The 25,728-nt window shown below is 47.5% G+C and carries 22 protein-coding genes and 2 pseudogenes; 20 read left to right on the top strand and 4 right to left on the bottom strand.

Annotation, left to right across the window (positions count from 1 at the left end):
* Nucleotides 1-50: 50 nt before the first annotated feature.
* Complete coding sequence (locus tag DXD68_RS02535) at nucleotides 51-926, bottom strand: arginase family protein (RefSeq protein WP_233576970.1); 876 nt, start codon at nucleotides 924-926, stop codon at nucleotides 51-53.
* 289 nt (nucleotides 927-1,215) lie between these two features.
* Between DXD68_RS02535 and DXD68_RS24205 the strand changes: the two genes are divergently transcribed.
* A complete protein-coding gene (locus tag DXD68_RS24205) occupies nucleotides 1,216-1,362 on the top strand; it encodes a hypothetical protein (protein WP_199715412.1) in 147 nt (48 codons plus the stop codon).
* A 35-nt stretch (nucleotides 1,363-1,397) separates the two neighbouring features.
* On the opposite strand, the gene DXD68_RS02530 is transcribed toward DXD68_RS24205, so the two are convergent.
* From DXD68_RS02530 to DXD68_RS02520, 3 genes are all read right to left on the bottom strand, one after another.
* Nucleotides 1,398-4,445 (bottom strand): GLUG motif-containing protein, encoded by a 3,048-nt coding sequence (locus DXD68_RS02530; protein WP_158585847.1) that lies wholly within the window; start codon nucleotides 4,443-4,445, stop codon nucleotides 1,398-1,400.
* Nucleotides 4,446-4,447: 2 nt separating this feature from the next.
* Complete coding sequence (locus DXD68_RS02525) at nucleotides 4,448-4,741, bottom strand: HU family DNA-binding protein (RefSeq protein ID WP_122360162.1); 294 nt, start codon at nucleotides 4,739-4,741, stop codon at nucleotides 4,448-4,450.
* A 391-nt stretch (nucleotides 4,742-5,132) separates the two neighbouring features.
* Complete coding sequence (locus DXD68_RS02520; protein ID WP_122360161.1) at nucleotides 5,133-5,591, bottom strand: hypothetical protein; 459 nt, start codon at nucleotides 5,589-5,591, stop codon at nucleotides 5,133-5,135.
* 105 nt (nucleotides 5,592-5,696) lie between these two features.
* Here DXD68_RS02520 and DXD68_RS02515 point away from each other — a divergent pair, with 105 nt between their 5' ends.
* From DXD68_RS02515 to DXD68_RS02430, 19 genes and pseudogenes are all read left to right on the top strand, one after another.
* On the top strand, nucleotides 5,697-6,503 hold the full coding sequence (locus DXD68_RS02515) for an AraC family transcriptional regulator (protein WP_122360160.1): 807 nt from the start codon (nucleotides 5,697-5,699) through the stop codon (nucleotides 6,501-6,503).
* Between the two features lie 15 nt (nucleotides 6,504-6,518).
* Complete coding sequence (locus tag DXD68_RS02510; protein ID WP_122360159.1) at nucleotides 6,519-7,364, top strand: AraC family transcriptional regulator; 846 nt, start codon at nucleotides 6,519-6,521, stop codon at nucleotides 7,362-7,364.
* Between the two features lie 62 nt (nucleotides 7,365-7,426).
* Nucleotides 7,427-7,651, top strand: a complete 225-nt coding sequence (locus DXD68_RS02505; RefSeq protein ID WP_122360158.1) for a hypothetical protein — start codon at nucleotides 7,427-7,429, stop codon at nucleotides 7,649-7,651.
* Nucleotides 7,642-7,956 carry a type II toxin-antitoxin system RelE/ParE family toxin gene (locus tag DXD68_RS02500; RefSeq protein WP_122360157.1) on the top strand — a complete coding sequence of 105 codons (315 nt, stop codon included), beginning with the start codon at nucleotides 7,642-7,644 and terminating at the stop codon, nucleotides 7,954-7,956. Before DXD68_RS02505 ends, DXD68_RS02500 begins: the two co-directional genes overlap by 10 nt.
* Nucleotides 7,957-8,187: 231 nt before the next feature.
* Nucleotides 8,188-9,564: an FAD-dependent oxidoreductase gene (locus DXD68_RS02495; RefSeq protein ID WP_122360156.1), complete on the top strand. Its 1,377-nt coding sequence runs from the start codon at nucleotides 8,188-8,190 to the stop codon at nucleotides 9,562-9,564.
* 23 nt (nucleotides 9,565-9,587) lie between these two features.
* Nucleotides 9,588-11,042, top strand: coding sequence for a decarboxylating NADP(+)-dependent phosphogluconate dehydrogenase (gnd, locus tag DXD68_RS02490; protein WP_122360155.1), 1,455 nt, complete (start codon nucleotides 9,588-9,590; stop codon nucleotides 11,040-11,042).
* 18 nt (nucleotides 11,043-11,060) lie between these two features.
* Entirely contained in the window at nucleotides 11,061-12,530 is a 1,470-nt protein-coding gene (gene zwf, locus DXD68_RS02485; RefSeq protein ID WP_122360154.1) for a glucose-6-phosphate dehydrogenase, read from the top strand.
* Nucleotides 12,531-12,577: 47 nt separating this feature from the next.
* Complete coding sequence (pgl, locus tag DXD68_RS02480) at nucleotides 12,578-13,279, top strand: 6-phosphogluconolactonase (protein ID WP_122360153.1); 702 nt, start codon at nucleotides 12,578-12,580, stop codon at nucleotides 13,277-13,279.
* A gap of 77 nt (nucleotides 13,280-13,356) precedes the next feature.
* Nucleotides 13,357-13,539 (top strand): hypothetical protein, encoded by a 183-nt coding sequence (locus DXD68_RS02475; RefSeq protein WP_122360152.1) that lies wholly within the window; start codon nucleotides 13,357-13,359, stop codon nucleotides 13,537-13,539.
* A gap of 271 nt (nucleotides 13,540-13,810) precedes the next feature.
* Nucleotides 13,811-16,991, top strand: a pseudogene (locus tag DXD68_RS02470) (efflux RND transporter permease subunit); the annotation flags it as partial.
* A 98-nt stretch (nucleotides 16,992-17,089) separates the two neighbouring features.
* Nucleotides 17,090-18,181 (top strand): annotated as a pseudogene (locus DXD68_RS24785) (TolC family protein); the annotation flags it as partial.
* A gap of 346 nt (nucleotides 18,182-18,527) precedes the next feature.
* Complete coding sequence (locus DXD68_RS02465; protein WP_122360150.1) at nucleotides 18,528-19,421, top strand: efflux RND transporter periplasmic adaptor subunit; 894 nt, start codon at nucleotides 18,528-18,530, stop codon at nucleotides 19,419-19,421.
* Nucleotides 19,422-19,434: 13 nt separating this feature from the next.
* Entirely contained in the window at nucleotides 19,435-20,472 is a 1,038-nt protein-coding gene (locus DXD68_RS02460) for a sensor histidine kinase (protein WP_122360149.1), read from the top strand.
* Nucleotides 20,469-21,236: a LytR/AlgR family response regulator transcription factor gene (locus DXD68_RS02455; protein ID WP_122360148.1), complete on the top strand. Its 768-nt coding sequence runs from the start codon at nucleotides 20,469-20,471 to the stop codon at nucleotides 21,234-21,236. Before DXD68_RS02460 ends, DXD68_RS02455 begins: the two co-directional genes overlap by 4 nt.
* Before the next feature lie 127 nt (nucleotides 21,237-21,363).
* Complete coding sequence (locus DXD68_RS02450; protein WP_122360147.1) at nucleotides 21,364-22,266, top strand: DUF6268 family outer membrane beta-barrel protein; 903 nt, start codon at nucleotides 21,364-21,366, stop codon at nucleotides 22,264-22,266.
* A 94-nt stretch (nucleotides 22,267-22,360) separates the two neighbouring features.
* Nucleotides 22,361-23,449, top strand: a complete 1,089-nt coding sequence (locus tag DXD68_RS02445; RefSeq protein WP_122360146.1) for a sensor histidine kinase — start codon at nucleotides 22,361-22,363, stop codon at nucleotides 23,447-23,449.
* Complete coding sequence (locus DXD68_RS02440) at nucleotides 23,446-24,492, top strand: sensor histidine kinase (RefSeq protein ID WP_199715356.1); 1,047 nt, start codon at nucleotides 23,446-23,448, stop codon at nucleotides 24,490-24,492. Before DXD68_RS02445 ends, DXD68_RS02440 begins: the two co-directional genes overlap by 4 nt.
* An 8-nt stretch (nucleotides 24,493-24,500) precedes the next feature.
* Nucleotides 24,501-25,223 (top strand): LytR/AlgR family response regulator transcription factor, encoded by a 723-nt coding sequence (locus tag DXD68_RS02435; protein WP_122360145.1) that lies wholly within the window; start codon nucleotides 24,501-24,503, stop codon nucleotides 25,221-25,223.
* 113 nt (nucleotides 25,224-25,336) lie between these two features.
* Nucleotides 25,337-25,726, top strand: a complete 390-nt coding sequence (locus DXD68_RS02430) for a GtrA family protein (protein ID WP_122360144.1) — start codon at nucleotides 25,337-25,339, stop codon at nucleotides 25,724-25,726.
* Nucleotides 25,727-25,728: the final 2 nt, after the last annotated feature.

The following is a 25,728-nucleotide window of genomic DNA, read 5'->3' as shown; positions in this document are numbered from 1 at the left end:
CATGTATGGAGAAAGACCATAGCTGCACATACGAAAAATGGATATTCCTGCTACTCTTTCAGTAACGGTAACCGATTGAGCATATTTCTGAGTTTGATGGCGATGCGCGGCATCGGTTCGGCTATGGTCAGGCTTATGAGGTCATAACCGGCGGCAATATCATTTATTACGCGAATCACTTCATCCATCTTCATCCCGTCAGGATCGACACCGACACCGGCAATGATTTCGGCTGGGTCCAGCACGTCCAGGTCGAAATGAATAACGACCTTCGAGGCACCGGTCCCTTTCAGCCATTCCATGATTGCCGAGCTGTTATCGGCGACCTCTTTCGGGGAAAGACCTTTTATCCCCAGTTCTTTCTGACGTTCCTGCATGTCGTTATCCCATGAGCGCAATCCCACGAGCAGCGCTTTCGAAGCATTGACCTTTCCGGGTAGCGTACCGATAATTTCCTCGTCGCCCATCCCCAGGCAGGCGGTTAAAGCCATGGCATGATAGCCTTTGTAGTCATCGTAAGGCAGATTTATATCGGGATGGGCATCGATCCAGACAATCGCCACATCATCCGGATATTTTGCAGCCAGGTAAGTAAACGGCACGACACTCACCGAACATTCGCCACCGAGCGTAACGATCTTTTCCGGAGCGTTTTCCCTGATTATTTCGAGGGCGGCTTTTGTCTGTTTCAGGATGACGTTGCGTGCACTGACCCCTTTTTCCGTTTTCCGGTCATTTATATCCAGTGAAACCGGTACTTCCACTGTCTTTTGTGAACTTTCGGGAGCCAGGAAGTTCAGTAACTGAGCTCCTAGATAGTAGCCTCTTGAAGCATCGTCTGCCGGAATATCGGGCATCCAATGATCCACAATTCCACCCTGCCATTGCGGGTAGATCAAACGAAGTGTTGATGTTTTATTTTCCATATTCTGATTATTTGTAAATGCTTTACCGTGCGCGTATACCGAAACTGCGCCTATGAATAAAACAACTGATAATAAAAACTTTCTCATGGTGTTGTCTTTTGATACAAAGGTAGATAGTAGGGAACAATCCTGCAAGTACAGCTGAATTATTCATATACTGATAAATTTGTCCCTATACTGACTGACAGGGGGAAATGTGTCGAAAGACGGGTTTTCTGCGACATCTGTGTACGTTTTATTTGTTTGTACACCGTCATTTTATTTGTACCTTTATACCAAAATGACAAGTATGTATAAGAAGAAAATACCTTTTGATATTGACTGTGGCATAAAGATAACAATGGAGGTGATCGGAGGGAAACGGAAGCAGGTAAAACACTGCTTCCGATTATCGAACAGATGGAGAGGTGGGGAGACTGTTTCCGCCCGGAGATGAAGAAGATCTTCGGGATAAAGGACTGAGAGGGAAGATTATTTTCCCGTTTGTATTTTAAACCGTTTCTCTCCGGCTATGATTATATAATTACCTTGCGGCAACCGGACGGTCTTGTCGCCTGACAGGGCAGGGTATCTTTTCAGTAATGCTCCGTAGAACGTGTAGATAAATACCGTTTCGGGTTTCGACGTGTGAAGATGCAGATAAGCGCCTTCTGCACGGACAGTTGTCTCGTTTGTGCTGATTGTTTCGTTGGCTACCGGATCGGCGTTGCGGACGATGCCGTCGATATGGATGACGATGGGCTGGCGTACATATTTGATAATGTATGCACCGTCGCTCGCACGTGGGGTGATCGTTTCGCCCCGGTCGGTGGTGACGATGGGAGAGGACTGGTCGTATGCTTCATCCAATGTCAGGTAGAAACGGAAACTGTTCCAGGCTTCCACTTCGTACTCGCCGGCGACAGGGTCGGTGGTCGCTCCTTCCACAGCGGGGAGGGTGACGGTGTGGTAGACGGTTGGTGGTGTCGGATCGGGTTCGGGCTTCGGGATTTTACTGAAGGTAGCAGAGATTGTGACATCTTCCAATACAGTCAATGTAGTTTCCGAAGAACTGCCATTTACCATTATCCCGTCCAGTTTATAATTATCCTCGGGCGTGGCAGTAATGGTAAGTACGCTTCCTTCCGGCACTTGATCATTGGTTTTTATTGTATTTGAAGCTTGATCGACAACAGTGATCGTTCCATGCTCCGGATTGCTGAATTTGACGGTGTACTGTTTCTTACTGAAGGTAGCAGAGATGATGATATCTTCCAATACAGTCAATGTAGTTCCGGAAAAACTGCCATTTACCATTATCCCGTCCAGTTGGTAAGTATCCTCGGGGGTGGCAGTGATGGTAAGTACGGTCCCGCCTTGTACCTTATCTCCGGATTGTATCGGATTGGAAGACTGGTCGGTAACGGTTAATAGACCATTCTCCGGGGCATCGAATGTAATCGTGTAATCTTGTAGGCTTGCGATAGGGATAATGGGTTGTCCTTCTATTTTTTCCTGTGTGCAATAACCGCTTTCGTCGATCTTCTTTAGGCTGGGCAGTTGAGCCGGATTGCTGAAATCCCAAGCATCGGATGATGCGAAAGGATAAGTAGATCCATCCCAGTCTGTACCATTCTCTACTGCTGCATCGTTTACTGTCGGTATTTCTTTATGAGCAAAGTTGTTCGTTACAGTAGCAACAGATTCATCTTGAAACCCTACAATACGTCCGGGTGTTGTGCCATCGTTGTATGTAATACCTCCGGTGTTGAGTGCCAGGGAGTTTACTACAGAACCTTTGCTGTTTGCTCTACTGCCTTTATTTATTCCGGCAATACCTCCGACATATCCACGGGGATCTTCATTTGCTTTTGTTATCTGTATACAATTTGCAGTCACCTTGCCTGTTGCATAGCAATTGAGTATCTCGTACTGGTTGTAGCCTGCAATCCCTCCGGCACAATTTATTTCGCCAGTTGATGTGATGTCTCCTGTTGAATAGCAATTCTGAATGTAATGCGTATTGTATCCTGCAATGCCACCAACTGTATTATTGTTTCCTGTGGAAATAATATTAGCCGTAGAAAAGCTATTTTTAATAGTGTAAGAACATTGTCCGGCAATTCCACCACTATAACTAACGACTCCATTAGTTGTAATAGTACCTGATGCTACACAATTACTAATAGGAACTTTCTCGAAAATCCCAGCAATACCTCCTGCATATGCTTCCGTATCTGGAATTTCTGTAGTCGCTGAAACCTTGGCTGACGATTTACAATTCAGAATTGCAGCTTTACTGTATCCGGCGATACCTCCGACCGTACATAAATTACCACTTAAATCAGTTTCTGCAGGTTGGTCCGTTATTAATTCAATAGAAATTGTTCCGGATGTGGTACAATCGGTTATAGGAGGACATTTTTGAGCATTACCCATGTTATGAGTTCCTGCAATACCACCGACTTTGGCATAGTACCCTGTTGATTGTAGACTTTTCTTTGTTTTATATACAAATGTTATATCACAGGAAGAAGTACAATTTTCTATTGTATAAGTCGGGTTCGAGTGTAAGGGCTTTGTGTTTTCCGAGACAATTCCACCAACGCCACTAGTTGTTCCATCAAGAGTGACATTTATAGATCCTTCTGTACTGCATTCTTTTATAACACCCCTGTTGGATGTTGTAATACCTCCGACTTCTGCTTGAATTACTTTGGCGGCTATCTTGGCATGGCAGTTTGTGATGCTTCCGGATGTTTGGGTAGATGCATTGTTCGTTCCGGCTATTCCACCGACCCAGCCGGATTTACTACCTCCTAAATCAGTTAGCGTAAGATTGTAATCGAATTTTCCTTCAAAACTGCAGTTTTTAATGATTGCTTGTGTGTCGTCTTCTGATGCATTTTTACCGGTTATACCACCTACATACACTGCAGCTTCCCCTGTATAGTTGATTGCCCCTTGAGCATGACAATTTTCAATTGTAGAGGAATAGCTTGCACCGGTTATACATCCTGCATAAATATTTTTATTTGGAGTGTAGGTATTACTACTTTTTTCAATACAGCAGTTTGTTAACTTGATATTTTTTATTGTTGCATGATCTATTTGACCGAAGAGACCCGCTGAACAATCGGAGACAATCTTCATATTCGATATGGTATGGTCGCCTCCGTCAAAGTTACCTTTGAAAGGTCTGCTAGATCTATAATCTGCCCCTTTTTCTCCTATCGGTATCCAATTATGATCAACCAAATCAATATCTTGGGTGAGTGTTATCGTCACCCCTTCAAAACCTTTTTCACCGGAATCTCCTGTTTGTGTATCATCGTTTACCATTTTCGCCACCCAAGCTAATTCGGTTGCGGAAGATATGCTAATCTCAGTAAAAGAAGTACTCCAGTTCGCAGGTGCGCTTGCCAGGTTTTCCCATGTGTCCGGTGAGGTATCTTCTGCCTTTATCCCTTTGGAGAAGAAACATAGAAACGCTATCGTTATTAACAGACGATACGAGATAAGATGTAAATTCTTTTTCATCATCATTTATTTTTAGTTTGCGTATTATTAAGTTCATCAAGAAGTTGTTTTCCCGGTTTCAGCTTTACGGAGAAACGTGCGGGGATGGTATGAGGGGTGCCCGTCTTGGGGTTGCGTGCCGGGCGTTCGGGCTGATGCCATCTTGAAAGGATAGCGAAACCCTGCAGGCGGATTTCTCCACCTTGCTTCAGTTCGTTGGTGATGATACCGGTTAAAGATTCGAAAACCTTTTGGACTGTAGTGCGAGTGAACCCTGTCTGAAGGGTCAGTTCGTTGATTAATTGTTGCTTGTTCATAAGAATGACTAGAAAAAACGTTCCTTTTTTTTAGTCATTTTCCGGAGTGTCTAAAAAAATAAATGTTTCCGGAAAAAATTGAACGAATAAGATTTGAAAAATATTGAAAAACAAGAGAAGGTAAGATTATCAAAGTTTATTCGCGATAAGTTTGAATATAAAAATATAACCCGTAACTTTGTGACTAATTTAAAGGAACGATTAATTTAGTCATACTCCGAAATGTCTTTTAGTAAAAAACTAGCGGTTAATTTTGAAAATACTTACGTTTTTTGTCCGAAATACTTAGCCTTTTTGTATTGAATACTTCCGGTTTCTGACATTTTTTTCACGTTTTGTATTTCAAAAGCTCGCCACTCTCGCCATTTACGCCACTAAAGTTATTTCATTTTCACCTCTCATATTTATCGATCTTTTTCTGATATTTACCGACTGGTAATCTGATAATTAGGCCTTCGGTTATCCATCTTTTCAAATGCCTGTCGATGGTCCTTTCGGGGATTCCTAGGGACACGCCGATGGCCTTCGCCTGCGAAGTTTTGAAAGACATGTGGGACATGGTCAGTGTGGAGACTGTCGCCATGTCCCGCTGGCGTCCTTCGAGACCGGGACGAATCATGTCCCTCAAAAGGGCTGGAGCGGCATTGAAAAGGTCCTTGTCGACATAGGGTGGAACGGTTGTAACGTTTTGATTGATAACGATATACTCTTTTTTTTCGACAGAAGGGTATTTTCCAGTATCTTTAGTGGCGAAAGTGGCGAGAGTGGCGAGCTTTTTGCTGCCGGCTACCTTGTTTTCGCGTCGGTTCGCCCCATGTTCCGCTTGCGCAATGGGTTTCGAACGTGTCAATATGTCTTATTCTTTTAACTAAAGATAAAATCACACAACATAATAAACTAAAATACACCTTTTTATGTTTACCCGAAAATTAAATTACAGACAAAAAATAGGATGATGAAAACAGAAAGAATCTTACCTGTGGATCTTTATAATTCCGTGTCGACGCCGGAGCTGAAGCTTGAAAGTTCGCTGAAGATCCTCTATGTGAAAGAGGGAGACGATGACAAATTGCTACCGTTGGATTCGGGAACGCTGGCAGTAATCTGTACCGGAGGCAGTTTTCGTTGCCAGGCACTGCACCACGCGTATGAGGTGACACCCGGGCAACTCCTTCTGCTGGCGAGTGATGATGTGACGGAAGTAAAGCCTTTTCATGATACCGGATTTATAGGGATCATTATTTATGTTTCGGAAGAGTTGCTGATCAACCGCCAGCGTCTTGTCTACCGCGATATCCCCTCGGACGAGGTCGAGGAAACACGCATTTATCTGCGCCTGATCGAATCGCAGATCGAGCAGATGAAAGAGATGCGTGCGAAGGTGGTCGAATCGTTGCTCCGGGCTCTAATCATAAACTTACAGCAGGGAAAAACGATCATCGACGCGCCGAAAACAGAAAATTCACTCTTTTTTCAACAATTTGCGACCTTAATTAGCAGATATCACCATTCTCCTGCGTACTTTTACGCGGAGAAACTAGGGATCAACTCGCAGGAACTGAATATCCGGTGTAAACAAGGTGCCGGAATATCCGCCGCCGAGTGGATCAGCGAGTTCGTATTGCTGGAAGCAAAAGACCTGTTATCGAAGACCCGTCTGCGTCCTTCGCAGATCGCCACGATGCTGGGCTTTGCCAATCACGATACTTTTTCGCGCTGGTTCCGCAGGCATACGGGTGAGATCCCTACCGAATGGAGGTAATATAAATTGGGTACTATGAATTTATCATTTGAGAACAGCAAGATAAAAGGGAAAGTCGTTTTATCGGATTCGTTGCATGAAAGTCCGGCATTGTTGAAGGACAAGTCTTTGTATAAGTTTATTTGGGTGCTGTCAGGACGATTGGAGCTGGATGTCGATCATCAGTCGGTCGTACTGGAAGCCGGTCAATTGATGACTTTATCGCATCTGCATCATCTGGAGTTTGTCCGGGTGGAGGGCGAATATCTCTCGCTGTTGTTCAATGGTAATTTCTACTGTATCCATGGCAACGACCATGAGGTGTCGTGCAACGGACTGTTGTTTCATGGTTCCTCGCATGTGGTGATTTTCGATCTCTCCGACGACGAGAGGCGGAAGATCGATACCTTAACGGGCATCATGCGCGAGGAGTTTGAAAGCCGCGACCATCTGCAGGAAGAGATGCTCCGTGTGTTGCTGAAACGCTTCATTATATTATGTACACGTATCGTAGGGAACCGGCAGGGGATGAGACAGGAAAACAGCATGCAGTTTGAGACGATCCGTAAGTTTTACGTCCTGGTCGATACCTGGTTCAAGGAAAAGAAGCAGGTGCAGGAATATGCCGATATGCTGAACAAATCGCCGAAGACGTTGGCAAACCTCCTTTCCACCTACCAGCAACCCTCTGCCATACGCATCATCCACAACCGCATTCAGGCAGAAGCCGAACGCCTGTTACTTTACTCCTCCAAAAGCTCCAAAGAGATCGCCCTGATGCTGGGCTTCGAAGACCAGGCCACCTTCAGCCGCTTCTTCAAGAACGCAACCGGAATGAGTGCAACCGAGTACAGGAAGAAGAATAAGATTATTAAAGAATAGTATCATCCCAATTTATTGTTTACTTTTGCCTGTATAACTTAAAAGAAGAAAGGACTCCTGTTATGTTTGCAAAGAATTATTCCGATCCGGAAAAAATGCCGCCTGACTCATCTCTCAATGAGCCGCAATCTGTTTACGGATCGGGAATTGATCGGTCTGATGTAGAATGGTGGAACGAAATATCGGAACAGGATCAGCAGGCGATAGAAAAAGGGCTTTCTGATATAGAAGCCGGTCGTACGATACCTCACAGTGAAATGAGGAAACGCTACAAGAAATGGCTATGACTAATCTTTATGAAATAGAATGGTCTAATCAGGCAATCCATAACTTTGAAGAGATCGTTGGATATCTTTCAAACAGCTGGAATGAAAAAGTTGTGAAAGATTTCGTTCGTTCTGTCGACAGGGCAGTTACTCATATAACTATGTTCCCATATGCTTTTCCGGCTACTTCTTACAAACAGGGAGTAAGGCGTTACGTGTTATCGGATATCAATACAATTTATTATGTCGTAAAAAAGGATATTATCAATATAGTGGCTATCGGTGATAATCGACGTGATCCTGTACGCTTGAAAGAAATGTTATGAGACGTTTGGTTTCATCAAGTTTACTGCATATTTAGCCAAATCGCCAACTTTTCAGGAAAAATAGATATCCTCTTAACCGTCTGCATTCTTTACTTTTGTATCGTCAGCCTTTGCTATTAGGGCGGGGTGATAGATAACAATTATCAGAATATAGATATAATTTTACGAACAATTAGGTTAAAACAGCTGTTCTGTTAATAACTTAGTCTAAAAAAAGAGGAGGATTGTAGGATGAAAAAGTATGATGCAATTATCATTGGGTTTGGTAAAGCCGGTAAAACACTTGCCGCAGAGTTGGGAAACAGAGGCTGGAATGTCGCTATTATCGAGCGTTCGTCCGGTATGTACGGAGGAACCTGTATCAATATCGGTTGTATCCCGACGAAAAGGCTGGTGCATATGTCGAAAGTCATTTCCTACCGCAAACCTTCTTCCTTCGAACAGTATGCCGAAGAGTTCCGCCAGGCGATTGCCGGGAAAAGGGAACTGACCTCGCTGCTGCGTAAAAAGAATTTCGACAACCTCGACTCAAAAGATACCGTGACTGTCTATACAGGCATCGCCTCTTTCCGTTCTCCTTACGAAATAGAAGTAAAAGCAGGTAACGAAACCCTCCTCCTGGAAGGCAAAAAGATATTCATCAATACGGGAGCATCTACCATCATCCCGCCCATCAAAGGTATAGAAGGAAATCCGTTTGTCTACACCAGTACCTCGATCATGGAACTGGACAAACTACCCCGCCGACTGGCGATTGTAGGCGGCGGTTATATCGGACTGGAATTTGCCTCCATGTTTGCCGGTTTCGGTTCGGAAGTGATCGTGCTGGAAGGGGGAGACAAGTTCATTGCCCGCGAAGACCGCGACATTGCCGATGCGGTAAAAACGGTACTCGAAAAGAAAGGAATCACCATCCGTCTGAACGCTTCGGTACAGTCGATTGAACACAATGGCTCCGGAGCTGTTATAACATATAAAGAGAAAGAAGGAAACGAAGTACAACTTCCCGCCGACGCTGTGCTGCTGGCAACCGGACGCCGTCCGAACACCACAGACCTGCATCCGGAAGCTGCGGGGATAAAGATCTCCGACCGGGGAGCCGTCATCGTGGACGACCATCTGCGCACCAATGTCCCGAATATCTGGGCAATGGGCGATGTGACGGGCGGTCTTCAATTTACCTACATCTCTCTGGACGATTATCGTGTGATAAAAGACCAGCTGTTCGGTAACGGACGGCGAACGAAGGATGACCGTGTGGCGGTTGCCTATTCCGTATTCATCGATCCCCCGCTGTCACGCATCGGGATGGGAGAGGAAGAGGCGCTGCGTTCCGGAAGGAAAATAAGCATTGCACGGATGCCGGCTGCTGCATTCCCGCGGACACGTACCTTCGAACAGACGGACGGACTGCTGAAAGCGATCGTCGATACGGAAACAGGCGAGATACTGGGATGTACCCTTTTCTGTGCCGAGTCGACCGAGGTGATCAACACCGTATCGCTGGCCATACGTGCCGGAAAAGACTATACATTCCTTCGGGACAGCATTTATACGCACCCGTCGATGAGTGAATCGTTGAACGATTTGTTTGCATTAATAAAATAACGAAATATAAAATAGAACAAAACATGAAGAAAGCTGATATCGGACTGATTGGTCTCGCCGTGATGGGTGAGAACCTGGCTCTAAATATGGAAAGCAAAGGTTTTACCGTTGCAGTATATAACCGTAGTTTCCCCGGCGAAGAAGGAGTGGTGGACCGCTTCGTGAACGGCCGTGGAAAAGGAAAGAATTTTATCGCTACCCATTCGATCGACGAACTGGTGGATGCCGTGAAGCGTCCCCGAATCATTATGATGATGATCAAGGCCGGTGCTCCGGTCGACGAAATGATCGAACAGCTCTTGCCTCATATGTCGCCCGGCGACGTGATCATCGACGGAGGCAACTCCGACTTCCATGATACGGAACGCCGTGTGAAAGAGGTGGAAGCCAAAGGTCTGTATTTTGTCGGATCAGGTATTTCGGGAGGTGAGGAAGGTGCCTTGCACGGCCCGTCTATCATGCCCGGAGGATCTCCCGAAGCATGGCCCATCGTAAAGGATATTTTACAGAGTATCGCAGCCAAGCTGGATGACGGTAAGCCTTGTTGCCAATGGATCGGCGAAGGCGGTGCCGGGCACTTTGTCAAGATGGTGCACAACGGCATCGAGTACGGTGACATGCAGCTGATCTCCGAAGCCTATTCCCTGTTGAAGAACCGGAAAGGCCTGGACAATGATGAAATGTCCGTCGTCTTTGAAGAATGGAACAAGGGCGAACTGGATAGTTTCCTGATCGAGATCACCACGAATATACTCCGCTTCCGCGACGAAGACGGCAAGCCGTTGCTGGATAAGATACTCGACGTTGCCGGTCAGAAAGGAACGGGAAAATGGAGTGCCATCGCTGCGATGGACGAGAACGATCCGTTGACGCTGATCACCGAGGCCGTGTATGCCCGTATGCTGTCCGCCCTCTCTGACGAACGCGAAAAGGCTTCCGGCTTGTATCCGGAACCGGTGCAGTTGGGTGAAAACCTGTACGTGGAAGAGATACGCCAGGCATTGTATGCCTCTAAACTGATCTCTTATGCGCAGGGATTCTCCCTGATCCGCCGTGCTTCCGAACGTTATGGCTGGAAACTGGATTTCGGGACGATCGCACAGATCTGGCGTAAGGGCTGCATCATCCGCTCCGTTTTCCTGCAGAAGATCACGGAGGCTTACCGGAAGAATCCGGAACTCGAAAACCTGTTGTTCGACGATTTCTTCCGCACCAAGATACAGTCTGCTTTACCTTCCTGGCGTAAAGTCGTTGCGGAAGGTGCCCTGAGCGGTGTCGCCCTGCCGGCCATGAGTTCCGCCCTTAGTTATTTCGACGGGTTGCGTACCCAGAGCTCGGCAGCCAACCTGATACAGGCGCAGCGTGACTATTTCGGTGCTCACACGTATGAACGGACAGACCGCGACCGTGGTATTTTCTTCCACACCAACTGGACGGGCGAAGGGGGTAATACGGTTTCAGGAACCTATACAGTTTAACAAGTGGAGGACCGGAGAATGAAAAGAGCAAACGACCAACTACTTGTTATTTTCGGGGCATCGGGCGACCTGACGGGCCGCAAGTTGCTGCCCGCACTTTTTGAATTGTTCATCGGCGATATGTTGCCCGAACATTTTGCCATACTGGGAGCTGCACGTACAGCGTTTACGGATGATGAGTTCCGTGCCGAACAACGTAAACATATCCTGGAAGCACGGGGAAATAAGGAAACAAACAGCGCAGATCTGGATAGATTCCTCCAGATACTGTTCTACCTGGCATTCGATTCGACCAAATCCGCCGAATATGTGAAACTGAAAGATCGTGTACGCCTGTTGCTGCAACAGGAGAATATCCCGGACAGGATCATGTATTATCTGGCTACACCGCCGCTGATGTACGAGCTGGTACCGAAATACCTGCAGGAAAACGGCATGAACGTGGCGGAATCGGAAGACGGCTGGCGTCGCGTGATCGTCGAGAAGCCTTTCGGTACAAGCCTGGAGACGGCGCAGGAACTGAACAAGCATCTCTGCCGCATCTTCGACGAGAATGAGATTTACCGTATCGACCATTACCTGGGCAAGGAGACGGTGCAGAACATCCTGGTACTCCGTTTCTCCAACGGTATTTTCGAACCGTTATGGAACCGTAATTATGTCGATTCGGTGGAGATCAGCGCATCCGAAACATTGGGCGTGGAGAACCGCGGTAAATACTATGACGGGGCAGGGGCCCTGCGTGATATGATTCAGAATCACCTCATGCAGCTGATGGCGTTTGCCGCTATGGAGTCGCCCGCCGTGTTCGATCCTGAACCTATCCGCGACGAGATCGTGAAGATCTTCCGCGCCATCCGTCCCTATACGATCCGCGAGATCAACGAACAGGTGGTCCGCGGGCAGTACGACGGCTATCGTGAAGAGAAGAATGTCGCGCCGGATTCGAATACGGAAACTTATGTCGGCATGAAGTTCTTCATCGACAACTGGCGTTGGAGCGGTGTGCCGTTCTACTTCTTTACGGGGAAGAAACTGCCGGAGAAGTCGTCGGAGATCGTTATCCATTTCAAATCGACACCCCATCAGCTTTTTGCCGGACAATGCTCGGGCAGTTCATGTAACAAGCTGGTGATCCGTATCCAGCCGGACGAGAGCATCACGCTGCGTTTCGGCCTGAAGATGCCGGGTGCCGGATTCACAGTGAAGCAGGTAGGGATGGAGTTCCGCTACGATTCACTGTCAAAGACCCATTTGCCGGATGCTTACGAGCGTCTGTTGCTGGATGCCATGTTGGGCGATTCGACCTTGTATGCACGTAGCGACGCTTTGGAAGCCAGCTGGCGCTTTATCGACCCGATCCTGCATCACTGGAAAGAGGAAGGTTCGAAGAATCTCTTCTTCTACGAACCGGGACAGAACGGGCCATTGGAAAGAATGATGTTAGGCGCAGGTTTGGCAGGAGACTCCTGCGATTCCTGCGGTTGAACAACGTAGGGGCGGTTCGTGAACCGCCCCCCTCAAATGAGAAACATATGAAAATAGAGAATTACAAAGACAATAAGGATGCTTTGCGGGCTTTGACCAGCCAATTGATGGATTATATGGCCCGTAAAGAAGAGCAGACGCCGTTCAACCTGGCCTTGTCGGGTGGCGAGACGGCCAAACAGATGTTTGCTCTATGGGCGGATGAGTATAAAGATAAGATCGACTGGGAGAACATGCGTTTCTTCTGGGTGGACGAGCGTTGTGTGCCGCCGACAGATGCGGAGAGTAATTTCGGGCATGCGAACAAGTTATTGTTCGAACCCCTGCAGATACCTAAAGATCATATTCACCGGATCCATGGCGAAGGAGAGCCCGGCACGGAGGCGATGCGTTATTCGCGTATCGTGAAGGAATATCTGCCCCGTCACGGGCAGTTCCCGTATTTCGATTGTATCATCCTGGGGATAGGAGGCGATTCGCATACGGCATCCATCTTCCCGGATAATCTGCCGTTGCTGACGGACAGCCGGAATTATGCCGTATCGCAGCATCCGGAATCGGGACAGTTCCGTATTACGATGACGGGCCCGCTTATCCTGAACGGTTCGCCGCTGCTTGTCCCTGTGTTGGGTAAAGGCAAGGCGGCTGCGATAGAGGAATTGAAGCAGGGCTATTCGGCTACGAATGCAACGCCGGCTGCGTATATCTTGTCGCATGCGGTAGATTCGATCGTTTATACGACATTGTGATTATTTTTTCCTCTTTCTGTCAACAATTATCGTCTGCAAGCTGTTAGAATAGTATATCAACAATAAAATCAACGGTTATGACGAAGATTATGCAAACACTGTGGGACGAGAGCTCGGATCTGACCGACGAAGCGATGGCTTCGGATGCCTCTGTCCTGTCTAACACCTATACAGCAGGTGATATTAAAGACATTACGGAAACAATAGAGGGCGGCAATCAGGAAGCTGATGACCTGAACGAAGAAAATGACGTCCCCTGACATACTAATTCCGGGAAAGATCGCGCACTAAGAGCTTGTTCGTACGCAAACACATGTACCCCTTTTAATTACAACATGTATCCCCTTTTAAAAAAACGAAGCTCTGATCTTTCCTGGGATTCTTTTATTCACTCCTTTCATCTCTTTTTCCCTTTTCCTTTAAAGGCTGATAAGTACGCTTCAACTCCCAATCTGTCAGCTTCACTCTTTTATTATATGTAGACTTCTTTAGGGTCGTTAGCTTTGTAATGTTATTTTAAATTACAAAGTGATGTTTAAAGCTATAGTACATTTTTCGATCCGCAAAAAGCTGTTTGTCGCACTCACGACCTTGTTCCTGCTTGCCGGAGGGATTTACGCGATGTTGACGTTGCCTATCGATGCCGTGCCCGATATCACCAATAATCAGGTACAGATCGTGACCGTCTCGCCGACCCTTGCCCCGCAGGAAGTCGAGCAGCTGATTACTTTCCCTATCGAAATTGCCATGAGTAATATTATGAATGTGGAGGAGATACGTTCCGTCTCCCGTTTCGGGTTGTCGCTCGTGACGGTAGTCTTCAAGGAGAGCGTACCGACACTGGATGCCCGGCAATTGATCAATGAACAGATACAGACCGTAGCCGGTGAGATCCCCACGGAGTTGGGGACGCCCGAGCTGATGCCGATCACGACCGGACTGGGCGAGATCTATCAGTATGTATTGAAGGTGGCTCCCGGTTATGAGGATAAATACGATGCGATGGAGCTGCGCACGATACAGGACTGGATCGTCAAGCGGCAGTTTTCCGGTATTCCGGGAATTGTGGAGATCAATAGTTTCGGAGGATACCTGAAACAGTATGAAGTGGCGGTCGACCCCGATGCCCTGTATTCGCTGAATATTACGATCGGCGATGTCTATGCCGCTTTGAGCAGCAATAACCAGAATACGGGAGGTAGTTATATAGAGAAAGTCGACCGGGCATACTATATCCGTTCCGAAGGAATGATCAGCGAAACGAAAGATATCGAACGCATCGTGATAACGAACCGCGGCGGCATACCGGTACATATCAGCGATGTCGGCACGGTGCGCTTCGGTGCGCCGAAACGTTTCGGAGCGATGACCAAAGACGGTGAGGGCGAATGCGTGGGCGGTATAGCCATGATGCTGAAAGGGGCGAATGCCAACGTGGTGACCAAAGAACTGGAAGCGCGGGTGGACAAAGTGCAGAAGATGTTGCCGGAAGGCATCAGCGTGGAACCTTACCTGAACCGTTCGGAGCTGGTTAACCGGAATATCTCGACGGTAGTCCGCAACCTGATAGAAGGGGCTTTGATCGTCTTCCTGGTGCTGATTGTCTTCCTCGGTAATGTGCGTGCCGGCCTGATCGTGGCTTCGGTCATTCCGCTGGCGATGTTGTTCGGCTTTATTATGATGCGGCTGTTCGGTGTGTCGGCGAACCTGATGAGCCTGGGGGCGATCGACTTCGGTATCGTCGTGGACGGTTCGATCGTTATCCTGGAAGGGGTTTTGGCTCATATATATACCAAACGGCTTGCCGGGCGGACACTGACGAAAGAAGAAATGGACCGCGAGGTGGAGGAAGGGGCAAGCGGGGTAGTGCGCAGTGCTACTTTTGCCGTATTGATTATCCTGATCGTGTTTTTCCCGATCCTGACGCTGACCGGCATCGAAGGCAAATATTTTACGCCGATGGCGAAGACGCTCGTCTTCTGTATTATCGGTGCATTGATCTTGTCGCTGACTTATGTGCCGATGATGGCTTCACTGTTCCTGAAGCGGACGATCTCTCCGAAGCCGACATTTGCCGACCGTTTCTTCGAACGGTTGAACCGTCTCTATAAATCCTGTCTGACGTTTTGCCTGCGCCATATCTGGGCGACCGTTTGTTCTGCCTTTGCGCTGTTGGCCGCCTCTTTGCTTCTCTTCACCCGTCTGGGTGCGGAGTTCATCCCCACACTCGATGAAGGCGATTTTGCCATGCAGATGACGCTTCCCGCAGGAAGCTCGCTGACGCAGAGTATCGAACTTTCCCGACAGGCCGAGAAGACACTGATGGACCAGTTTCCCGAAATCAAGCATGTAGTTGCCAAGATCGGTACGGCAGAAGTCCCGACAGACCCGATGGCTGTGGAGGATGCCGACGTGATGATCATTATGAAGCCGTTCAAGGAATGGACATCGGCAGGCAGCCGCGCGGAGATGGTCGAGAAGATGAAGAAGGCACTGGAGCCGATCACGGGAGCAGAGTTCAATTTCAGCCAGCCTATCCAGCTCCGTTTCAACGAACTGATGACGGGGGCTAAGGCGGATATCGCCATCAAGCTCTACGGGGAAGATATGGAAGAACTCTACAGTAAGGCGAAAGAGGTGGCGACCCATGTGGAGAAAGTGCCCGGGGCAGCCGACGTGATCGTCGAACAGGCGATGGGACTTCCGCAGCTGGTAGTGAAATACAACCGTGGGAAGATAGCCCGTTACGGTATGAATATAGAAGAACTGAATACGATTATCCGGACAGCATACGCCGGTGAGGCGGCAGGCGTGGTCTTTGAGAACGAACGCCGTTTTGAACTGGTGCTGCGGCTGGATCATGAGAAAGTCTCCGACCTTAATCTGGATAAACTCTTTGTTCGGACGGCCGAAGGCATCCAGATTCCGGTAAGCGAAGTAGCCAGTATCGAACTGGTGAACGGTCCGCTACAGATCAACCGGGATGCGACTAAACGCCGCATCGTCATCGGTGTGAATGTGCGTGATGCCGATATCCAGCAGGTCGTTTCGCAGATACAGGATACGTTGGACAAGCATATCAAACTGAAGCCCGGTTATTATTTTGAATACGGAGGGCAGTTCGAGAATTTGCAGAATGCAATCGATACGTTGTTGATCGTGATCCCGGTGGCACTGGCTTTGATCCTGCTGTTGTTGTTCTTCGCCTTCAAGAGCGTGACTTATACACTGGTCGTATTCTCGACGGTTCCTCTGTCGCTGATAGGCGGTATCGTGGCGCTTTGGCTGCGCGGTTTGCCTTTCAGTATCTCGGCGGGAGTAGGGTTTATCGCCCTGTTCGGTGTGGCGGTGCTGAACGGTATCCTGATGATCAATCACTTTAATGATTTACGTAAAAAAGGCACCTATAGAATGACTACGAATCGTATTATAGCGAAAGGTTGTCCGCATCTGCTGCGTCCGGTCTTCCTGACCGGACTGGTTGCCTCGCTGGGATTTGTTCCGATGGCGATCGCGAGATCGGCAGGAGCGGAAGTGCAGCGTCCGTTGGCGACGGTCGTGATCGGCGGACTGATCGTTTCCACCATATTGACTTTACTGATCATTCCGGTATTTTACCGGATTGTCAATGCCTTCCCGCTGATGTGGAAGAGAGTAAGAAAAAGTAATAGCCTGAAAGGTCTGTCCCTGCTCGTTTTGCTTTTTGCGCTGTCATCGCCTGTTTGGGCTGAAGGAGATGCAACAGGACATCCTGCGATGGAAGATGCGACACAGCCAACCGTCCTGACATTGAACGAGGCGCTTTCTGTGGCGTTGGAAAACCATCCCCGTTTGAAGACAGCCTCCGCAGCCATAGACCGTTCGAAGGCTTCCAAAGGTGAAGTCTGGGAGCCGGGTGCGACCTCCGTCAATTATTCCTGGGGACAGCTCAACGGGGAGACCCGCAGCGACAACCAGCTGGAAGTAACCCAGTCGCTGGGTTCTTTGCTCACACCGTTCTATAAGAATGCGCTGGTCAATAAGCAGATCGCGACAGGTGAACATTATCGTGAGATGGTGAAAAAAGAGATCGTCGCAGAGGTGAAGCGTGCCTGGGCTTATTACCAGTATGCCGCCAATCTTTGCTCGCTTTACCGCGAACAGAACGAATGGGCACTCCGTTTGCAGGAAGCGGGAAAGCTCCGCTATGAACAGGGCGATATCACGTTGCTGGAGCGGAATATGGCAACTACGCTGGCTGCGGACCTGCGGACCCGGCTGATGCAGGCGGAAGAAGAGCTGCAACTGGCTGTCCGTCGTTTTACATGGGCTTGTTATGCGGATCGTCCGATTGTTCCGGAAGACAGTACGCTGGCGTTATTCCCGGCGGAGACAGCGGAGGTGGAATTGGCGGATGTCTATCGGGATTATTTCCGGAGCATGGCGGACGAGAAGAAGGCGGTGCTGCAAGTGGAGCGTAGTCGTTTCTTCCCGGAATTGTCGGTAGGCTATGTCCGGCAGAAGATCGCGCCGCTGTCCGGATTGAACTCCTGGATGGTCGGAGTCTCTTTCCCTGTCTTGTTTTTCCCGCAGCAAAGCCGTGCGAAACAGGCGCGGATAGATGCCTATATCGCACGGACGGAGGCGGAAGCCAATACGCGTCAGTTAAGTAATAAAGTGGATGAGTTGCAGACGATGCTTCGCTGCCAGGGGGAAAGTATCCGTTATTATACGACCGGTGCCTTGCCCGAAGCCGATGCACTGATAAAGAGTGCCGAAATACAATTCAAGGAGAGTGAAACGGATATCATGCAGTTCGTGCAGAGTCTGAATAGCGCCCGCGAGATTCGGAAAGGATATATCGAAGCAGTGTATAATTACAATATCTCAGCATTGGAACTGGATTTATATACCGGTAAATAAATATAGAAGTTCAGAAGAGATGTTTTTCTATAAAATAGCTCCGTAGATATACGAAGTGACGAAAACAGTAAAAAAACATTCATCATAGGTATACTAAGTAACGAAAGCAGTAAAAAAATATTCATCCTAGGTATACGAAGTAACGAAAGCAGTAGAAAAATACTCATTATGGATATATGTATAGACGAAAATAATAAAAACACACTCTCCATAGATATATGGCAAATGTGTTTATACCGTTTTGGGTTCTCCATATGCCTATGGAGAGTAAAAAAACAGAAAAGACGTCATCTCGTATTGCATTAGTAAAATAAACTAGAAACAATTTGTAATAAAAACATACACAATGAAAAAGATATTTATTCCTATAGTAGCTCTGTTATTTGTATCTTGCAGTGCATCGACAGAAAAAGAACAACTTCAGGAGACTGTAAATACAAAAATTGAACCGGTAGTCGTCGTAAACGATACTATGCAGGCTGATGCCGTCACGTCGGCTACGGCCATGGCGAACCATTCTTCTTTCAACGGAAAAATGATCGTCCCTCCCCAACGCCATGCCACCGTAACCTTGACTATGGGCGGTACTGTACACACGACTTCGTTGCTGCCGGGTGATTATGTAAAGAAAGGAACTGTCCTGGTCACGCTCGAAAATCCGGACTTTATTCTCTTGCAGCAAACCTATTTGGATGCGCATGCACAGACGGAATATCTGGCAGCCGAATATCATCGGCAGGAACGACTGAGTTCGCAGGAAGCCGCTTCACAGAAACGGTTCCAGCAGAGCAAGGCCGATTATCTCTCCATGAAAAGCCGCCTGGAAGCTGCCGCGGCACAACTGACTCTGTTGAATATCCAACCCGAAGACCTGCTCAAAAACGGTATCCGTCCCTATTTGGAGATCCAATCGCCACTGAACGGCTATATTACCGGAATGCCGGTGAATTTGGGGAAATACATCCCTGCCGGTGAGCCTGTTTGCGAAGTGATCGACAAAGGAGAAACGCTTCTTTGCCTGACCGCTTACGAGAAAGACCTGGACGACCTGACTCCCGGCAGCCGTATCCGGTTCCGTGTGAACGGTATGGGAGAAAAGACGTTCGATGCCACTCTGCTGTCGATCGGGCAGGAGGTGGATGCAGTCAACCGTTCCCTCGAAATCTATGCACGGGTAAAAGGAAATAACGAACGTTTCCGTCCGGGCATGTATGTAACGGCGCGTGTAGAAAAGAAATAAGTATCTTTGTGGCATGAAAGTAAATATAGATAAATATGTATTGGCAGTCGTCGTCATCTCCGTAGTGGTGGCGTTCCTGACTCATTTCCCGGAACTGATTTCGTTATTCGACCATTCGGGGCAGAACAGTTTGTTTTCGGGAATGAGCATGGCAGATGTAGCCAACGAGATTCTTTTTACTTTCGTCTCATTGCTAATCCTGTTTGCCATGAATACGGTTCTGTTCGGCTTCAACCGTCCGACGGCACGGATCACATGGGGGAAGATGATCTTGTCGTTTGTCCTGACGGGCTTTGCCAGCAATCTGCTGGGACAGGGGTTTGTCTTTCTGCACCATCAGTTCGATATTCCCGCCATCGATGCGATGGTACATCATTATCTGCATCCGTTGCGCGATTTCATCATCACCTGTATCGTTACGGGAAGTTGCTATATGATCCACCTGATCCGGAAAAGCCAGCAGGTGTCGGTCGAGAACGAGCAACTCCGTAGCGAGAATTTGGTCAATCAGTTTGAGGCACTGAAGAACCAGCTGAACCCGCACATGTTGTTCAACTCGCTGAATACCTTGCGCTCGCTGATCCGCGAAACACCGGACAAGGCGCAGGATTATTTGCAGGAGCTGTCGCGTGTCCTTCGCTATACCTTGCAGGGCAACGAGTGCATGAGCGTCACTTTGCGGGAGGAAATGGAGTTTGTCAGTGCTTACAACTTCCTGTTGAAGATGCGTTATGAAGATAACCTGGAGTTCGATATCCGGATAGAAGAAGAGGCGGAGACGCTTCAGCTTCCCCCGATGTCTGTCCAGTTGTTGATAGAGAACGCAGTCAAGCATAATGAGATCAGTAACCGGCATCCGCTGGTCATCCGGGTCTGTACCACAGGGAAACAACTGACAGTCAGCAATCCGATCCAGCGCAAGAAGACGGCAAGCGGCGGTTTGCAGATAGGACTCGCCAACCTGGCCAAACGCTACAGCCTCCTGTTCAAAGAAGAGATAGAGGTGCGTGAAGACAATAATACATTTATCGTAACTATTCCATTGATATGAATGCAGTGATCATAGAAGACGAAAAGGCTGCCGTACGCAATTTGGTGGCGTTGCTTTCGGAGGTGACTTCGGATATAGAGGTCGTGGCAGTGTTGGACAGTATCGCGGAGAGCGTCGACTGGTTCCGTATCCATGAGGCTCCCGACCTGGTATTCCTGGATATTCATTTGGCGGACGGCTCTTCTTTCGAGATATTCGAGCAGGTGGATATTTCCTGTCCGATCATTTTCACGACAGCCTACGACGAGTATGCTTTGCGCGCATTTAAAGTGAACAGTATCGATTACCTGCTGAAGCCGATCGGGCAGAGCGACATCCGGAAAGCGATTGGAAAGCTGAAACTTTTACGTTCGGAAACGCCGGCAAAGGAGTTCGACTATAGCCGCCTCGTCCATCTCCTGAAACGCCAGGAGAGTTATAAGACGCATTTTTTGGTTCCGGTGAAAGGAGATAAGTTATTCCCTTTATCGGTCGATATGATCTTGTTCTTTTATATCAACGACGGACTCGTGAAAGCGGTAGTCGGCGACGGCAAGGAATATACTTTTACCCAAACGCTCGATGAGTTGTCCGATTGCCTGAATCCGAATCTCTTCTTCCGGGTGAACCGCCAGTATCTTATTTCCCGGAAAGCCATATTGGATATTGATCTTTGGTTTAACGGACGCCTGTCTGTGAACCTCAAATTCCCCGTGCAGGACAAGATACTGGTCAGCAAAGCGCGTGTGTCCGAGTTTAAGGAGTGGTTTACGGGTAGTTTGTAGTCTGTTATATACTGAAACCTGCGTTTGGTCTATTATTATCCCCGTGTTTGTCTATTAACCGGCAGCGCCATGCTTTGTTCGAATAGTTTTGCAGCGTATTAAACTGTAAACTTAAAGTGAATAAGGTATGAAGACTGCATGGTTGTGGATGATTTTGCTGTTTGTTTCTGTATGTCAGTGTGGGAATGCCCAGGTTTGGCTGAAGACTGAGTATATCGGCTCTTCCGGCTTCCGCGATGCGGATAACCAAAAGGTTGGCGGTAAAGGGGATATGAAGGTGATACAGGGAGGCGTGAATATCCCCCTGTCTATGAAGATGGATGAAAATAACCATCCGACCGCCTGGATGGTGGGAGTGGGCGCAACGTACGCATCGATGAATAACAAGAACCTGGCGGGGTATGTCGATCTAAAAGAGATATTCAATGCCCAACTGGCAGTGTCGTATATCCGCCCGTTGAATAAAAAATGGTCGCTGCTGGCAAGTGTCGGGGTGGGGACATTCATGGATACGCCCAACCTGTCGTATATCCGTTTCAATAATCTTATGGGAATGGGCATGGCAGCTGCGATTTGGCATCTGCGGGAGAACCTCGATGTGGGGATGGGACTGGCGTTGAATACGACGTTCGGTTATCCGATGGTCTTTCCGGCAGCTTTCGTGGATTGGCGGATCGAGGGACGTTATATGGTGAATGTCTCGATGATGGACGGGATCGAGCTGTCGGGCGGTATCCAGCTGCATAAGTTGATGCGCTTGAAGCTGGTCGCTTCGATGGGCGGAATGATGGCTTTGGTGGAGCATGGCGGGAAAGATCAGATATTTACACAGCAGTATGTCGTCTGCGGACTTCAACCCGAACTGGTCTTGTCGAAATCGTTCTCCATCCCGCTGACGGTCGGAGTGTCGGCTTACCGTGCCGCTTATTATAGCGACCGGACATTGAAAGCATTCTTCAAAGGAGACGAATATGATCCGCATTTCATGCCTTCCTTTTATGCAAGTCTGGTCTTGAAATATGGTTTCTAAGTCGATGACGTTTTTGATAAATCGGGTGGGATCGTTTTGTTATTACCGGGAAATGTACCACCTTTACTTCTCATATATAAATTAAGTTCGTGTTATGCCGAAGTCGGAAGGGACCTATAATAGTTTTATGATCAATTTTCTGATCGACAGGAAATACAGGGTAGCGAGACATTTGCTGCTTATACTGTTTTTCGTGTTCGTGTCGTTCAATCTGCCTTTTCTTACCTGCGCGGTTTTTTTGGATCAGGTGGATCATATGGTTTGGTATGTTAGCCTGGCATTACTTGTTTCTTATCTGGGAGGAGTTTATCTGCATCTGTATGTTTTGTTGCCGGAACTGCTGTTGAAGAACCGGTATGTGCTTTACACGATTACTGTCTCCCTGCTCATCTTCCTGATGATACTGATCTCTTTGGGGGCCGATTATGGAGTAACACGGTATTACGACCAGGAGCCGACACATTATTCTTATTTCTATAAAGACCGGATACCGGCGATGGAAATAGCAGGAAACTTCTTCCTGTATGCACTTCTGATTGCCGGGACGTCCATTACGATTCTGTTGCGCCGTTGGATGCAGTTCAGCAAGCGGAAGAACGAACTGGAGAAAGAGAGCCTGAAAACGGAGCTGGAATCTTTGAAGGATCAGATAAATCCGGAGTTCCTTTTCAATATGCTTGACGAAGCTGGGGAACAAACACCCAATGACCCTGGGCAGGCTTCTATGATATTGATGAAATTGAGTAAGCTACTTCGTTATCAGCTGTATGACGGAAAGCGGGAGAAGGTACTGCTTATCTCTGAAATTTCATTTATCGAAAACTTTCTTGATCTGGCGAAGGTTCGTTACACGGGCTTGAACTTTACAGTGACGAAGGAGGGGAAACTTAGTCGTAAACTGGTGCCGCCTTTGCTATTTATCCCGTTTGCTATCTATTATGTGAAACTGTTGCCGTCGGTAAGTTCACCGATGGATATTCATTTCACTTTCCGTGCCGGGGAAAAGGAGCTATTCTTTTCCTGTATCTGTTTTGCTCCGGGAATAACGGATAAAGATCCGGAAAACGGTCGGGAGCTGGAAGATATAAGGCATCGCTTGAGCTTGTTGTTTAAAGAATCCTATACGCTGGATACGGTGGATGAGGGAGCTATTTGTAGAACGAATTTGTATATAAAGCTATGAAAAATACATCCGGTTTTCTGTTACGCTTGCTGGTCGATCCTCGTTACAGGATTTGCCGGCATATCCTGCTGTTCGTTCTGAGCGTAATCATTCTGTCTGTAAATTTTTATGTCGATGTAATAGAAGACAGCCGCTTCCTGGTAAGCAATGTCATTCAGAGTGCTTTGTTGCTCGTCCCGATCTATTTGAGCGTATTTGTCCTCACACCCCGTTTATTGCTGAAAAATAAGGTTGGAACTTATGTGATTTCTGTTGTGTTGGTGATTCTTTTGGCACTTTTGTTCTCTTATATATTGCGGAAAGAAGCGATTGAGGAAGAATATGAGTTGTTCCAATTTTGGTTAGCCGCTTTCTTTTTCATCTCGTCCATTATTCAATTGTGCCTGATCATTGCCGGTGCTTCGGCTGTGATCGTCTTCCAGGATTACGTGAAATACGGGCAGCGGATCGACGAACTGAAGAATGCGACGATGCAGTCGGAACTGGAACAGTTAAAGAATCAGATCAATCCGCATTTCCTGTTCAATATGCTGAATAATGCGAATGTCCTGATCCGGGAAAATCCGGTGGAAGCAGTGCATGTCCTCTCCAAGCTGAAAGATCTGCTAAAGTACCAGTTAAAGGACAGCACTTCAGAGAAGGTATTCCTGGCAGACGACATCCATTTCCTGAACGACTATCTCAATCTAGAAAAGATACGGCGTGATAATTTCGATTTTATCATCTCGACGGAAGGAAAGATTGCGGATATAACCGTTCCTCCTTTGTTGTTCATCCCTTTTGTAGAGAATGCCGTGAAACATAATAACGATAATGAGAAGCTGTCTTATGTGCATCTTTATTTCAAGGTGGAGGAAGCTGCGCTCATCTTTATCTGCCTCAACTCCAAACCGGCGGAACAGAAAGAAAAGGCGGCAGAAGGGGGGATAGGGCTTGCCAATATCCGCCGTCGCCTGCAACTTCTGTACGATACGGATTGTTCTCTGGAAATAGATGAAACCGACATAACATATACGATAAATCTCCGTTTAAAACTAAAATAGATAATTATATGAATTGTATCATTGTAGATGATGAACCATTGGGCCGTAAGGCCATCCAACTGTTGGTACAGGATACACCGGCGTTGTCTTTGTGCGGGAGTTTCGGGGATGCTGTTTCTGCGGGTAAGTTTATGCAGGCAAGCCCGGTCGACCTGGTCTTTCTCGACATCAAGATGCCCGGCGTAAACGGCTTGGAGTTTGCCCGGACAATCCCGTCTGAAACACTCGTGATCTTCATTACCGCCTATGCGGAATATGCCCTCGACAGTTATGAAGTGGATGCGATCGACTATCTGGTGAAGCCGATCGAGATCGAACGTTTCAAACGGGCGGTACAGAAAGCCCATGCCTATCATTCTTTGTTGAAAACGGACAACAGCAAAAACCAGGTGGAATCGGTCTCTGCCGATCATATCTTTGTGAAAGCGGAGCGGCGTTATTTCAGGATACAGCTGAAAAATATCCTGTTCATCGAAGGTTTGAAGGATTATGTCGTGATACAGACACCCGAACAGCGGATCGTGACGAAGATGAATCTGAAGTCGATCCATGAGATGCTCCCGAAGGATGTTTTTCTACGGACAAACAAGTCGTATATCGTTAATTCCGACCATATTGATTCGTTTGATAACAACGATGTATTCATCGGAAAGTATGAAATATCGATAGGCAACAGTTACCGGGATGCCTTTTTCGAGAAGTTTTTTATGAAGAATAATTCCACGGATTAAGCTCCGTTCTCTTTAAAATCACGTATATTTGTCGTGGAAAAATGAATAAAATTAACGTAAGATGCCTAAAATAGCCCCTGATAGATGGCTGAACTGGCCTATGGGAGATTGATATGAAAGAATCGGTACGGATATTTCGTTTTATCATTGTGGGGACACTGAATGCACTTATTACCGCCCTGGTTATCTGGGTGCTGATGAGTGGCATCGGCTGTAATTACCTATGGTCGAACATTGCCGGATATGTAGCTGCGTTGATCAATAACTTTTGCTGGAGCAAGTACTGGATATTCTCTTCCCGTAGCGGAAAGTTCGAACGGGAGATTCCTCTTTTCCTCGTTGCTTTCGGATGTGCCTATGGCCTTCAGTTCCTGTCTCTGCTACTGATGGTGGAGATCGGAGACATGAATGAATACCTGGCACAATTCCTGGGCATGTTTGTTTACGGAGCCGTCAATTTCACGATGAACAAACGGCTCACTTTTAGGAGAATGGAGGGATAAGT

Source organism: Parabacteroides sp. TM07-1AC (assembly GCF_003480915.1).
Taxonomy (GTDB): Bacteria; Bacteroidota; Bacteroidia; order Bacteroidales; family Tannerellaceae; genus Parabacteroides; species Parabacteroides chongii.
The sequence above is the reverse complement of the archived record's forward strand: the minus strand, read 5'-3'. Positions and strand labels throughout refer to the sequence as shown.